Origin of the sequence: Flavobacterium sp. CBA20B-1, assembly GCF_028473145.1 — a bacterium.
Classification (GTDB): Bacteria; Bacteroidota; Bacteroidia; order Flavobacteriales; family Flavobacteriaceae; genus Flavobacterium.
The window spans coordinates 2,632,601-2,645,735 of the sequence record NZ_CP092370.1; the positions used below are offsets into that span (position 1 = coordinate 2,632,601).

14 protein-coding genes are annotated in these 13,135 nt (G+C 35.8%); 5 read left to right on the forward strand and 9 right to left on the reverse strand.

Annotated elements, in window-relative coordinates; all coding sequences use genetic code 11:
* Positions 1-8 precede the first annotated feature (8 nt).
* Positions 9-1,634 (forward strand): L-glutamate gamma-semialdehyde dehydrogenase, encoded by a 1,626-nt coding sequence (gene pruA / locus MG290_RS12850; RefSeq protein ID WP_264561651.1) that lies wholly within the window; start codon positions 9-11, stop codon positions 1,632-1,634.
* 58 nt (positions 1,635-1,692) lie between these two features.
* Here pruA and guaB read toward each other — a convergent pair whose 3' ends face one another.
* From guaB to MG290_RS12885, 7 genes are read right to left on the reverse strand one after another with little or no spacing between them, the layout of a single operon-like run.
* The gene (gene guaB / locus MG290_RS12855; RefSeq protein ID WP_264561652.1) at positions 1,693-3,165 is read right to left on the reverse strand and encodes an IMP dehydrogenase; all 1,473 of its coding nucleotides are present in this window, start codon (positions 3,163-3,165) and stop codon (positions 1,693-1,695) included.
* A gap of 59 nt (positions 3,166-3,224) precedes the next feature.
* Positions 3,225-4,088 carry a hydroxymethylglutaryl-CoA lyase gene (locus MG290_RS12860; RefSeq protein ID WP_264561653.1) on the reverse strand — a complete coding sequence of 288 codons (864 nt, stop codon included), beginning with the start codon at positions 4,086-4,088 and terminating at the stop codon, positions 3,225-3,227.
* A gap of 60 nt (positions 4,089-4,148) precedes the next feature.
* Positions 4,149-4,778: a LysE family translocator gene (locus MG290_RS12865; protein ID WP_264561654.1), complete on the reverse strand. Its 630-nt coding sequence runs from the start codon at positions 4,776-4,778 to the stop codon at positions 4,149-4,151.
* Positions 4,778-5,797: a quinone-dependent dihydroorotate dehydrogenase gene (locus tag MG290_RS12870; protein ID WP_264561655.1), complete on the reverse strand. Its 1,020-nt coding sequence runs from the start codon at positions 5,795-5,797 to the stop codon at positions 4,778-4,780. Before MG290_RS12870 ends, MG290_RS12865 begins: the two co-directional genes overlap by 1 nt.
* Before the next feature lie 56 nt (positions 5,798-5,853).
* Entirely contained in the window at positions 5,854-6,126 is a 273-nt protein-coding gene (locus MG290_RS12875) for a hypothetical protein (RefSeq protein ID WP_264561656.1), read from the reverse strand.
* Positions 6,107-6,325, reverse strand: a complete 219-nt coding sequence (locus tag MG290_RS12880; protein WP_264561657.1) for a hypothetical protein — start codon at positions 6,323-6,325, stop codon at positions 6,107-6,109. The genes MG290_RS12875 and MG290_RS12880 overlap by 20 nt, the downstream gene beginning before the upstream one ends.
* Positions 6,326-6,333: 8 nt before the next feature.
* A complete protein-coding gene (locus MG290_RS12885; protein ID WP_264561658.1) occupies positions 6,334-7,023 on the reverse strand; it encodes a DsbA family oxidoreductase in 690 nt (229 codons plus the stop codon).
* 181 nt (positions 7,024-7,204) lie between these two features.
* On the opposite strand from MG290_RS12885, the gene MG290_RS12890 reads away from it, so the two are divergent.
* On the forward strand, positions 7,205-7,777 hold the full coding sequence (locus tag MG290_RS12890; protein WP_264561659.1) for a helix-turn-helix domain-containing protein: 573 nt from the start codon (positions 7,205-7,207) through the stop codon (positions 7,775-7,777).
* 430 nt (positions 7,778-8,207) lie between these two features.
* On the opposite strand, the gene MG290_RS12895 is transcribed toward MG290_RS12890, so the two are convergent.
* A complete protein-coding gene (locus MG290_RS12895; RefSeq protein WP_264561660.1) occupies positions 8,208-9,089 on the reverse strand; it encodes an SDR family oxidoreductase in 882 nt (293 codons plus the stop codon).
* Positions 9,090-9,278: 189 nt separating this feature from the next.
* On the opposite strand from MG290_RS12895, the gene MG290_RS12900 reads away from it, so the two are divergent.
* On the forward strand, positions 9,279-9,989 hold the full coding sequence (locus tag MG290_RS12900) for a YebC/PmpR family DNA-binding transcriptional regulator (RefSeq protein WP_257498425.1): 711 nt from the start codon (positions 9,279-9,281) through the stop codon (positions 9,987-9,989).
* A gap of 53 nt (positions 9,990-10,042) precedes the next feature.
* Here the strand turns inward: MG290_RS12900 and MG290_RS12905 are convergent, their stop codons facing one another.
* Entirely contained in the window at positions 10,043-10,201 is a 159-nt protein-coding gene (locus MG290_RS12905; protein WP_257498424.1) for a hypothetical protein, read from the reverse strand.
* Positions 10,202-10,356: 155 nt separating this feature from the next.
* On the opposite strand from MG290_RS12905, the gene fumC reads away from it, so the two are divergent.
* Both fumC and MG290_RS12915 read left to right on the forward strand, forming a co-directional pair.
* Entirely contained in the window at positions 10,357-11,742 is a 1,386-nt protein-coding gene (gene fumC, locus MG290_RS12910) for a class II fumarate hydratase (RefSeq protein ID WP_264561661.1), read from the forward strand.
* A gap of 83 nt (positions 11,743-11,825) precedes the next feature.
* Positions 11,826-13,115: a UDP-N-acetylmuramoyl-tripeptide--D-alanyl-D-alanine ligase gene (locus tag MG290_RS12915; RefSeq protein WP_264561662.1), complete on the forward strand. Its 1,290-nt coding sequence runs from the start codon at positions 11,826-11,828 to the stop codon at positions 13,113-13,115.
* The last annotated feature ends 20 nt before the right edge of the window (positions 13,116-13,135 follow it).

Genomic DNA, 13,135 nt, shown 5'->3' on the forward strand with positions numbered 1-13,135 from the left:
TTTAACTAATGGCTACAGGATTTTTTAACGTTCCAATTGCAGTGAACGAGCCCGTAAAAACCTACGCTCCGGGAACAACAGAGCGTGAAGAAGTGCAAAAAGCGTTCAAGGAAATGTATCAATCTACAGTTGATATTCCATTGTATATTGGTGGTAAAGAAATTAAAACCGGAAATACCAAAAACTTATTTCCACCATTTGATCACCAACATCACTTGGGAACATATCACACAGCAAGCAAAGATTTAATTCAAGAAGCTATTGATTCAGCTTTAGAAGCTCGTGTAAAATGGTCGCAAATGGCATGGGAACACCGTGCATCGATTTTTTTAAAAGCTGCTGAATTAATCGCAGGACCATACCGTGCCAAAATAAATGCTGCAACAATGATTGCTCAAGGAAAAACGGTGCACCAAGCAGAAATTGATGCAGCTTGCGAATTGATTGACTTTTTGCGTTTCAATGTGCAATACATGACCGAAATATACAAACAACAGCCCATTTCAGCAAAAGGTATTTGGAACCGCGTAGAACAACGCCCGTTAGAAGGATTTGTTTATGCAATTACTCCTTTTAACTTCACAGCAATCTCTGGAAACTTACCATCGTGTGTGGCAATGATGGGGAACGTTGTGGTTTGGAAACCGGCTGCAACACAGATTTATTCTGCAAACGTAATTGTAGAGATATTCAAAAAAGCAGGTTTGCCAGATGGCGTTATCAACGTTATTTATGGTGATTCGGCGATGATTACTAACACTATTTTAGATTCTGCAGATTTCGCAGGAATTCACTTTACTGGTTCAACAGGCGTTTTTAATGATTTCTGGAAAACAATTGGCAATAATATTCACAAATACAAAACCTATCCTCGCATCGTAGGCGAAACTGGTGGAAAAGATTTTGTTTGGGCACACCCATCGTCTAATGCCAAGGAAGTGGCCACAGCATTATCTCGTGGAGCTTTTGAATACCAAGGACAAAAATGTTCTGCAGCATCTCGGGCTTATATTCCAGCATCTTTGTGGGAAGAAATTAAAAACTTCGTAATTGAAGATGTGAAATCTTTTAAAATGGGATCACCAGAAGACATGAGTAATTTTATGTCGGCAGTAATCTCTGAATCTTCTTTTGATAAATTGGCAAAAGCAATCGATGATGCAAAAGCATCAAACGAAGCAGAAATTATTGTTGGTGGAGGTTATGACAAATCAAAAGGTTGGTTTATAGAACCTACCGTTATCGTAACAACCAATCCAAAGTATGATACCATGGAGCGTGAATTGTTTGGACCTGTTTTAACGGTTTATGTTTATGAAGATGCAAAGTGGGAAGAAAGTTTAAAATTGGTTGACAGTACATCTGAATATGCCTTAACAGGCGCTATTTTCTCTGGATGTCGTTATGCAGTTGAAACAGCAACCAAAGCATTAGAAAATGCAGCAGGAAACTTCTACATTAATGATAAACCAACTGGAGCCGTTGTGGGTCAGCAACCATTTGGTGGTGCAAGAGGTTCTGGAACAAATGATAAGGCAGGTTCTATGATTAACTTGTTGCGTTGGGTGTCTCCGCGAACTATTAAAGAAACATTTGTACCTGATACAGATTACAGATATCCGTTTTTAGGATAAAATAAAACTAAAAAAACCAGCTGAAAATGCTGGTTTTTTTATTCAATTAGATTTTATTTTATCTCGAATAATTCGGAGCTTCTTTTGTAATGGTAACATTATGAGGATGCGATTCACCAATTCCTGACGATGTAAGCTGCACAAAACGCGCCGTTTCTTGTAACGTTGGGATATCTTTTGCGCCGCAATAACCCATTCCGGCACGTAAACCACCAATAAACTGCGTCATTGATTCATTTAACTCGCCTTTGTACGGAACACGACCTTCAATTCCTTCTGGAACTAATTTCTTCACATCGTCTTCCACATCTTGGAAATAACGGTCTTTAGATCCATGCTTCATTGATTCTACAGAACCCATTCCACGGTATGTTTTAAATTTTCGACCTTCAAAAATAATGGTTTCGCCTGGAGATTCTTTAGTTCCTGCCAACATAGAGCCTAACATTACACAGTCTGCACCAGCACCCAATGCTTTAGGAATATCACCTGTGTAACGAAGACCACCATCGGCAATCACTGGAACGCCTGTTCCTTTTAAAGCAGCAGCAACTTCCATTACAGCAGAAAACTGCGGAAAACCTACACCTGCAACAACGCGAGTTGTACAGATTGATCCTGGACCAATACCCACTTTAACGGCATCGGCACCAGCTTCAGCTAAATATAATGCAGCTTCTGCAGTAGCGATATTTCCTACTACTACATCAATTTCTGGGAAAGCAGCTTTTACTTCTTTCAACGTATTTACCACACCTTTTGTATGTCCGTGTGCTGTATCAATAATCAATGCGTCAACACCAGCCGCAACCAATGCTTTTGCACGATCCACAGCATCGGCAGTAACACCTAATGCAGCAGCAACGCGTAATCGACCAAATTTGTCTTTGTTTGCGTTTGGTTTTAAGGTTAGTTTGGTAATATCGCGAAACGTGATTAAGCCTACCAATTTATAATCGCCGTTTACAACTGGCAATTTTTCTATTTTGTTTTCTTGAAGAATTTGTTCCGCATCAGCCAATGTGGTTCCCTCTAGTGCAGTAACCAATTTGTCGGAAGTCATTACCTCTAAAATAGAACGATTGTTCATTTTCTCGAAACGCAAGTCTCTGTTTGTAACAATTCCTTTTAAAATCTGGTTTTCGTCAACCACAGGAATTCCGCCAATACCGTTTTCTTTCATTGCTGTTTTTGCATCGCCCACAGTAGCTGTTAAAGGTAATGTTACTGGATCGATGATCATACCCGATTCTGCACGTTTCACTTTGCGCACTTCCAAAGCTTGTTGTTCAACCGTCATGTTTTTATGCAAAACGCCGATTCCGCCTTCACGAGCCATAGCAATTGCCATTGCACTTTCTGTTACGGTATCCATCGCAGCAGAAATTACTGGAACGTTTAAGGTAATATTTTTTGTAAATCTTGATTGAATGCTTACTTCGCGCGGTAATATTTCTGAGTAAGCAGGTATTAAAAGTACATCGTCATAGGTTAATCCTTGTCCGACAATTTTAGTTGTGTGTGCTTTCATGTTGCAATTGTAGTTGAATTGCATGCGAATTTAATGATTTTTTACGATATAATAAAATTTTAGTGATAAAAATTAAATATCTTCAATGCTTCGTTATAAGCAGCTTCAAAAGAAGTCATCTGAACGTTGGTTGCAGCTCTATTTGCCGTAAAATAACTCAACATTTTTTCGGTTGGCATGTTTCCTGTTAAATCATTTTTTGCCATTGGGCAGCCGCCAAACCCTTTAATAGCTCCATCAAAACGGATACAGCCTGCTTTGTAAGCTGCATCAATTTTTTCAAACCAAGCATCGGGAGTTGTATGTAAATGTGCACCAAATTCGATGTTAGGATATTTTGGTATCAAATTAGAAAACAAATAATCAATATCTTCTGCAGTTGAAGATCCAACGGTATCAGAAAGCGACAAAATAGTCACGCCCATATTTGCCAGTTTTTCTGTCCATTCGCCAACAATATCCACATTCCAAGGATCGCCGTACGGATTTCCGAAGCCCATAGAAAGATATGCCACAACCTCTTTGTTGGTTTTATTGGCGATTTCTAAAATTTCTTGTAAAGTAACGATAGATTCTGCAATGGTTTTATGCGTATTGCGCATTTGAAAATTCTCTGAAATAGAAAAAGGAAAACCTAAATACTGAATTTCATTATGAACCGATGCCATTTCGGCACCTTTTGTATTTGCAATAATAGCCAGTAATTTTGTTTTGGTTTCTGATAGATCCAACTGTGCCAAAACCTCAGCAGTATCCTGCATTTGCGGAATGGCTTTAGGCGAAACAAAACTTCCGAAATCTAATGTATCAAAACCACAACGCAACAACGATTGAATGTATTGAACTTTTTGTTCGGTAGGAATAAACATTTTAATGCCTTGCATGGCATCGCGCGGACATTCTATTATTTTTACTGGCTTCATAAGTTTCAAAGATAATAGAAAGATAAAATATCTGCAAAAAAATAAATAACTAATGTTTATCTATTTAATCCACATAAATACAATTAAGGCAATAAGAACAGCAATCTGAAAATAATTCATGTATGCTTGAATGTAGGTGTTTCTTTTTAAGAATTTGCTGACATATCCACTTAAAACCGCGATTAAACAAAATACAAGAAAGGCTTGTATCATAAAAATACTGCCTAATGTATAAACTTGCATTTTGATGTTTCCGAATTCGGGATGCAAAAACGAAGGAAATAACGACAAAAAGAACAACATGATTTTCGGGTTCAGAATATTCATGATTAATCCTTGTTGAACTTGTTGAAACACATTGCTTCGTGAAATGGGCGCTTTATCAACACTAACCGTAATAGGTTCGATAGGTGCTTTATATAAAAGGTAGATAATTCGAAGTAAATACAACGTTCCAAAAACTTTTATAGCGATAAAAAGCCACGGAATAGCTACAATTAAGGTCGATATTCCAAATGCCAACAACGTGGTATGAAACAGCAAACCCGAACTTAAACCTATTGCGGCTGCGATACCAAACTGTTTTCCTTTGGCTAAACTCGTTGATAAAACATACATTATATCGGGTCCTGGCGAAATGGTTAACGCCAAGCTTGTTAGAAAGAACGATATAATGGTTTCTAACGTCATTAACTGCGTTTTAAAATCGCTTGATTGATTTCTTTAATCAAGGCAGGTCCTTCGTAAATAAAGCCTGTATAAATTTGAACTAAAGAAGCACCCGCATCTAATTTTTCCAACGCATCGGCAGCAGAATGTATTCCGCCTACACCTATTATCGGGAACGATTTATTACTTTTTTCTGATAGAAAACGAATGACTTCGGTTGATCTTTTTGCCAACGGTTTGCCTGATAATCCGCCCATTTCTGTTTGGTTTGCAGATTGTAAGCCATCGCGCGAAATAGTGGTGTTTGTAGCAATAACACCTGCAATTTTGGTATCGTTTACAATATCTATAATATCCAACAACTGCTCATTGGTTAAATCGGGCGCAATTTTCAACAAAATCGGTTTCTGTTTTGGTTGCTTAAGATTTTTATTTTGTAAAGTTGATAACAATTCCGTTAACGGTTCTTTGTCTTGCAACGCACGTAAATTCGGCGTATTGGGCGAGCTTACATTCACAACAAAATAATCTACATAAGGATACAAAGCATCGAAACAAATCATATAATCGTTTACAGCTTCTTCATTTGGAGTGACTTTATTTTTACCAATGTTTCCACCAATTAAAACGCCTTTATTTTGCTTTAATCGTTCAATTGCCAAATCAATTCCGCCATTGTTAAAGCCCATTCTGTTGATAATTCCTGAATCTTCTTTTAAACGGAACAAACGTTTTTTAGGATTTCCCTCTTGCGGTTTTGGCGTAATGGTTCCAATTTCGATAAATCCGAAACCAAAAGCATCCAATTCATTGTAAATTTTTGCATCTTTATCTAATCCGGCAGCCAAACCAACCGGATTTTTAAATTTCAAGCCAAAAACTTCGCGTTCCAATCTTTTATCGTTTATTTGATAAATCGACTTAAAAACCGATTTCATACCCGGAATGGCGTGCATGGTTTTTATCATTGAAAAAGTAAAATGATGCACTTTTTCAGGATCAAAATTGAATAAAAGCGGACGAATGATGGATTTGTACATGATTGCATAATTTAAAGCTTTGCAAAAGTAGTTTTTTTGAAATTAAATTGAAAAAATTAGTAACGCTGTTTTCTTTCAATTCTTTTATTTATGTATAAATTTAAGATGAAAAAAAATAGTTGAATCCCAATTACTAGCAAATCTACTTTCGTTGAGGAAAAACGCAATCCCCAACTAATAAATGAAATAGGAATTGTTACATAAATACCAATATCAGCAAATTCATTATAGAATATATCTTTTGGATATAATCCAAACAACGAAATCAATGCCACTAAATGATAAATTATTGTAAAACCGAGTAATGTTTTATTTCTGTATTTTTTCAATTAAATTCACTTGTATATTATTAACCATAGTAAAAAAGTCATTAAAATCTAAATTTAGGTCTTTTACATCGAAGAAATTTATACAAATAGAATTATTCTCATTTGTAATTTCAGCTATCAATTTATAATCAAACCAGATTTCAATAAAAGAATTTTCCCTTTCGGAATCATCTGCAATCAATACTTTATATTTATCCATAATAACTATTATTCACACCCATCAATTGTACACGAATTTCCTTCTGCTGAATTATTAGAGTTGGTTTCATTGTAGGTTTGTGTTAAAGCTTCTACAAACAAATCGATAGGTTGTGCACCCGAAAGCGCGTATTTATCATTTAGCACAAAAAACGGAACTCCGGAAACTCCGATATTTCTTGCTTCTAAAATATCTTGTTTTACTTCGTAATCAAGAGTATCAGAATTTAAAACGTACTGCGCCTGATCGGTATCTAAACCTAATTCTTCGGCAATATTTACCAATACTTCGTGATCGGCAACATTTTTTCCATCGATAAAATACGCATGAAACAACAATTCTTCCGCTTCGTTCGCTTTATTGCTTTTTGCTGCAAAATGGATCAGTTTGTGCGCCGGAAACGTGTTTGCCACAATGGCATTTTCTATATTAAAACCAATGCCCACCTGTTTGCCCATATCTTTTATACGCATTTGCATTTGTTCGATTTGAGCGATTGGCATTCTTTTGCGTTCAGCAAGATATTCGTTGATTGTTTTTGATCCCGATGTTTCGTTTAATTCAGGGTCTAACTGATAACTTTTCCATTCTACTTCCACTTGATCTTTAAACGGAAGTTTTTCTAAAGCGGCTTCGAAATTTTTCTTTCCTATATAACAAAACGGACACATAATATCCGACCAAATTTGTACTTTCATTCCAATAAGTTTTACCCAAATTTACGTTTTCCATATTAATTTTGTGTGAAATAGTTGCCAAATATTCTTGTTGAAAATTAAAAGCGTAATTTTGACCATTTAACGAAATAAACCCTAAATAATTTGAAAAAACGAGGGGTTTATGATATATTTGAAAAAATCAAAATTAAAGTAAGAATTTATGAAAACCCTACGCATTAAAAACATGGTTTGCCCAAGGTGTATTATGGCTGTTGAAAAAACAATGGAAGATTTGGGATATGATGTGAACGATGTGGAGCTTGGATTGGTTGAATTTCACGATCCGATCACTCATGACGACAGAAATAGAATTGAAGCAAAATTAGTAGCACTTGGTTTTGAAATTTTAGACGATAAAAAAAGTCAAACGGTTGAGCGTATTAAAAACCAGATTATTGAGTTGGTTTCTAAAGACATGAACGATTTAACCATTACACTTTCTGAATATTTAGCAAGTAAATTGCAAACAGAATATACATCATTAAGTTCGCTTTTTTCAACTCAGGAATCGCAAACTATTGAACAATACTATATACTTCAAAAAATAGAAAAGGTAAAAGAATTGTTGGTTTACGATGAATTAACCTTGAGCGAAATTGCTTATAAAATGAACTACAGTTCGGTAGGTCATTTAAGCAATCAGTTTAAAAAAGTAACCGGTTTGGCACCAACGCATTTTAAAGATGTAAAAAGTGCCAAGGAAGAAGTCTTACAAAATACCGAAACTAAATAAAACCTCTTAAGGAGGTTTTATTAATTATTATTGTTTAAGCAAGTGTTTATGTGCAAATTTAATTTCCCATTTAACCAACCAAAAAATTAGCGTATTTGGCTGGTAAATTTTTTTATTGATTTGATTTCACTAATAGAATTGTACTTTACTTATTAAAAATATCTTATGAGTATTGAATTTTTATTGTCAATTTATAGATTTAGCTGATAAAATCTACAAAACTATCTTCAAATTAGATCTCTTTTTCTTCCGTGTTTTTATACACATTTCTATTCAAGATTTAAAGAGTGTAAAAAATCAAACCTATTTTATTACTATAATCTAGCATGTTGGTTTATTATTTTTAAGGTTTCAAGATACAGTATTCCAGTGTCTCGAGAAATATCCTTGTAATGTATTTTGCTTTAAGTAATTTGCGCTAAACGGATTATTATTTACTCCCTTTTGCTTTAATCATTTGCTCCAGCATATCCCACAGTTCTTTTGGAATATTTTCCAGCATATTAAATTCGCCAGCACCTTGCAACCACTCACCACCATCAATAGTAACAACTTCGCCGTTGATGTATTGTGAAAAATCCGAAACTAAGTAAGCAGCTAAATTCGCCAGTTCCTGATGATTGCCTACACGGCGTAACGGAACTTGCTTGGTAATATCAAACTGATCTTTTAAATTACCTGGCAGTAATCTGTCCCAAGCACCTTTTGTAGGAAAAGGTCCTGGAGCAATAGCATTCATGCGAATTCCGTATTTAGCCCATTCCACTGCCAAACTGCGCGTCATTGCTAAAACTCCTGCTTTTGCAGTTGCACTTGGCACTACATAACCCGAACCTGTCCAAGCATACGTGGTAACAATATTTAAAACGGTTTTGTTTTTTTCGCCTTTGTCAATCCAATGTTTTCCTAAAGCAAGCGTACAGTTTTTGCTGCCTTTTAAAACAATGTCTATAATGGTATCAAAAGCATTTGCCGATAAACGTTCGGTAGGAGAGATGAAGTTACCCGCAGCGTTGTTTAACAACACATCGACTTTTCCAAAAGCCGACAAAACCTGTTGCAACATATTTTCTACCTGATCGTAATGACGAACATCGCAAGCAATCGGTAAACATGTTCCACTGGTTTGTTGCTCTAATTCGGTAGCGGTGTTTTTTAGCTTCTCAATATCGCGAGAGGTGATGGCAACTTTTGCTCCTAATTCTAAAAAATAGGTAGTCATTGCTTTACCCAAACCACTGCCACCGCCTGTTACGATGATTACTTTATCTTTTAACGCATTGTCGCGTAACATTTTCTGTGAAAAATCCATATATTATCATTTAGTTGGTTAAGTAAATATACAAAAAAGTATGCGTGCATAATATTTTTGTTGTAAAAATCAATAAAACTAAATAAGCCTAATTTAACGAAGCAGTTTTCTTATGCAAAATAAATAGTGTTTTTTTTTTAAGAAAAACAACTTTTCTATAATTTTGTATAAATTTAATAAAAAGAAGAAATGGGAAGAGCATTTGAATTTAGAAAAGCAAGAAAAATGAAACGTTGGTCGGCAATGGCTAAAACGTTTACTCGCATTGGTAAAGACATTGTTATGGCTGTTAAAGAAGGTGGTCCAAACCCTGAAACCAATGCCCGTTTGCGTGCTGTTATTCAAAATGCTAAGGCGGCTAATATGCCGAAAGACAACGTAGAACGTGCAATTAAAAAGGCATCCGACAAAGATACAGCTAACTATAAAGAAGTTTTGTTTGAAGGTTATGCGCCCCACGGAATTGCCGTATTAATTGAAACAGCCACAGATAATAACAACCGAACAGTCGCAAACATTCGTTCATACTTTAATAAATGTAATGGAACTTTAGGAACACAAGGTTCTGTTGAGTTTATGTTTGATCATACCTGCAATTTCAGAATAGCTAAAGTGGAAGGTTTGGATTTGGAAGAGTTTGAATTAGAGCTAATCGATGCAGGTGTAGATGAGATTTTTGAAGACGAAGACGGTATTTTAATCTATGCACCATTTAATAGCTTTGGTTCGATTCAAAAAGAATTAGAAGAACGCAATATGGAAATTTTATCATCTGGTTTTGATCGAATTCCGCAAGTAACAAAAGAACTCACTGAGGAGCAAATCGCAGATGTTGAAAAACTTTTGGATAAAATCGAGGAAGACGACGATGTGCAGAATGTTTATACCACAATGGGCTAAAAAAACAAAAAAATCCTTTTCAAACGAAAAGGATTTTTTTTTAATACATATTTTTATGCATCTCTTTTAGCTTTTTTCTCTTTAATAAGATCAGCTGCTCCTCCAAAAGCCCAGTAAAATACAAAGCTAACAAGGAAAAACATCAACCAAAAACCCATGGTTAAGATTGTTAACCCAATTAAAAAAGCTATAAATTGTTGAAATTCAAACATGATTCCGGAATTTTTTGTGTATACAGTTACAAAGATATAACGAAACTTTAACTACCCAAACAAAAATCTTAATTAATTCTAAAAAATATTTCTAAAAATGGATTAATCGATTTTAAGCCGTACCTTTAATTGTATCAACAAAACAACTAATAAAGATGGAATATAGAATTGAAACCGATACAATGGGTCCTGTAAAAGTACCCGCAGATAAACTATGGGGTGCACAAACTGAACGTTCCCGAAACAATTTTAAAATTGGTGCAGAAGCATCTATGCCTATCGAAATTATTGAAGGATTTGCTTATTTAAAAAAAGCCGCTGCTTATGCCAATTGCGATTTAGGGGTACTTTCGGTAGAAAAAAGAGATGCCATTGCTGCCGTTTGTAATGAAATTTTGAGTGGAACATTAAACGATCAGTTTCCTTTGGTGATTTGGCAAACGGGTTCCGGAACGCAATCTAATATGAATGTAAACGAAGTAATTGCCAATCGAGCACAAGTTCTAGCTGGTTTAGAAATTGGTGCCGAAAAAAGCATTTTAAAAGCAAACGATGATGTGAATAAATCACAATCATCAAACGACACATTTCCAACTGCGATGCACATTGCGGCTTATAAAATCATTCAGCAAGTTACCATTCCGGGAATCGAACAATTGCGAAATACCTTACAAGAAAAAGCAGAAGCGTTCAAAAGTGTAGTAAAAATTGGACGAACACATTTAATGGATGCCACTCCGCTTACCTTAGGTCAAGAATTTTCAGGTTATGTATCTCAGCTTAACCACGGATTAAAAGCTTTAAGAAACACATTGACTCATTTAACCGAAATTGCTTTAGGAGGAACAGCTGTTGGCACCGGTTTAAACACTCCAAAAGGTTATGATGTATTGGTAGCAAAATATATTGCACAATTCACAAAATTTCCATTCATAACCGCTGAAAATAAATTTGAGGCTTTGGCTGCACACGATGCCATTGTGGAAACCCATGGTGCGTTAAAACAATTAGCCGTTTCATTAAACAAAATCGCAAACGATATCCGCATGCTTGCATCAGGACCCAGATCGAGCATCGGTGAATTGTTGCTTCCCGAAAACGAACCAGGATCGTCTATTATGCCCGGTAAAGTAAATCCTACACAATGCGAAGCATTAACAATGGTTGCCGCTCAGGTCATTGGTAACGATGTAGCAATTACATTTGGCGGTGCGCAAGGTCATTTCGAACTGAATGTATTTAAACCACTCATGGCAGCAAACTTTCTACAATCCGCACAATTAATTGGCGATGCTTGTGCATCGTTTAATGAGCATTGCGCAAAAGGTATTGAACCAAATTATGATCGAATTAAAGAGTTGGTTGATAACTCGTTAATGCTGGTAACCGCTTTAAACCCTAAAATAGGCTATTACAAAGCCGCCGAGATTGCCCAAATGGCGCATAAAAACAATACCACTTTAAAAGAAACGGCAATTGCTTTGGGATACCTCACCTCTGATGAATTTGATGAATGGGTAAAGCCAGAGAATATGGTATAGATTGTTTTGCAGTAATTGTTTCGCTAAAAACTAAATAATGTTAAATTTGCAACACAAAACACTTAAAGACTTTAAGTACAATTATGGAATTATTCGAACTTTACGCATTGTTCACACAATGCAATGGTGTGAGCACCGACACACGAAACATTTTGCCCAACAGTATGTTCTTTGCTTTGAAAGGAGCCAATTTCAACGCCAATGAATTTGCTTTGCAAGCCCTTGAAAAAGGAGCCGCATACGCCGTTGTAGATGATATCAACCTAAAAAAAATAGAAAATAATAAGCTCATTATTGTAACCGACGTACTTAAAACCCTTCAAGATTTAGCCGGTTTTCATAGGTTTCATATTGGATTACCCATAATCGCACTAACTGGAAGCAATGGAAAAACCACAAGCAAAGAGCTCCTTCACGCGGTTCTAAGCAAAAAATACAACACCATTGCCACCATTGGAAATTTAAACAATCATATAGGTGTACCACTCACCCTTTTGCGAATTACCGAAGAAACAGACCTTGCCATCATTGAAATGGGAGCAAACCATCAAAAAGAAATCGAATTATTGTGCAAAATCACCCAACCCGATTTTGGTTTCATCACCAATTTTGGCAAAGCACATCTAGAAGGTTTTGGCGGTATAGAAGGAGTCATTAAAGGCAAAAGCGAAATGTATGACTACCTCAGTGAAAACAAAAAAACGGCTTTTGTAAACTTTGACGATGCCACACAAGTTCAAAAAACACAATCTATCAATCATTACGGATTTTCCACCAAAAATAATCCAGCTGCAAACCTGCAAATCAACAATGCAAATGCCCAACCCATGGCATCTATGCAAGTAAACAATATCGATATACAATCCAATCTAACCGGATCATACAACCTGCCCAACATCGCTTTTGCAGTCTGCATAGGTAATTATTTCAACATTCCATTCGAAACAATTAAGCAAGCCATCGAGGAATACATCCCGCAAAACAACCGCTCACAGTGGACAAAAATAAACAATAAAAACATTCTATTAGATGCCTACAATGCCAATCCAAGCAGCATGCAAGTAGCCATTGATAATTTTTGCCAACTACAAGAGCCTTCAAAAACCATGATTTTAGGCGATATGTTCGAATTGGGCACCTCATCCAATACAGAGCATACAACCATTATCAAACAAGCTATCGAAACCAAAATACCAACCATTTTTATAGGGCAACATTTTTACAGCAATCAAATAACATCAGATACCGTAAAATATTTCATCAATTTAGAAGATTTCATTACACATCTTAAAAAACAAACCATCAACAGCAATTTGCTACTCATCAAAGGCTCGCGTGGGATGGCATTAGAAAAAATTATTGATTTCATTTAATTTTACAAGGGCAATCCCTT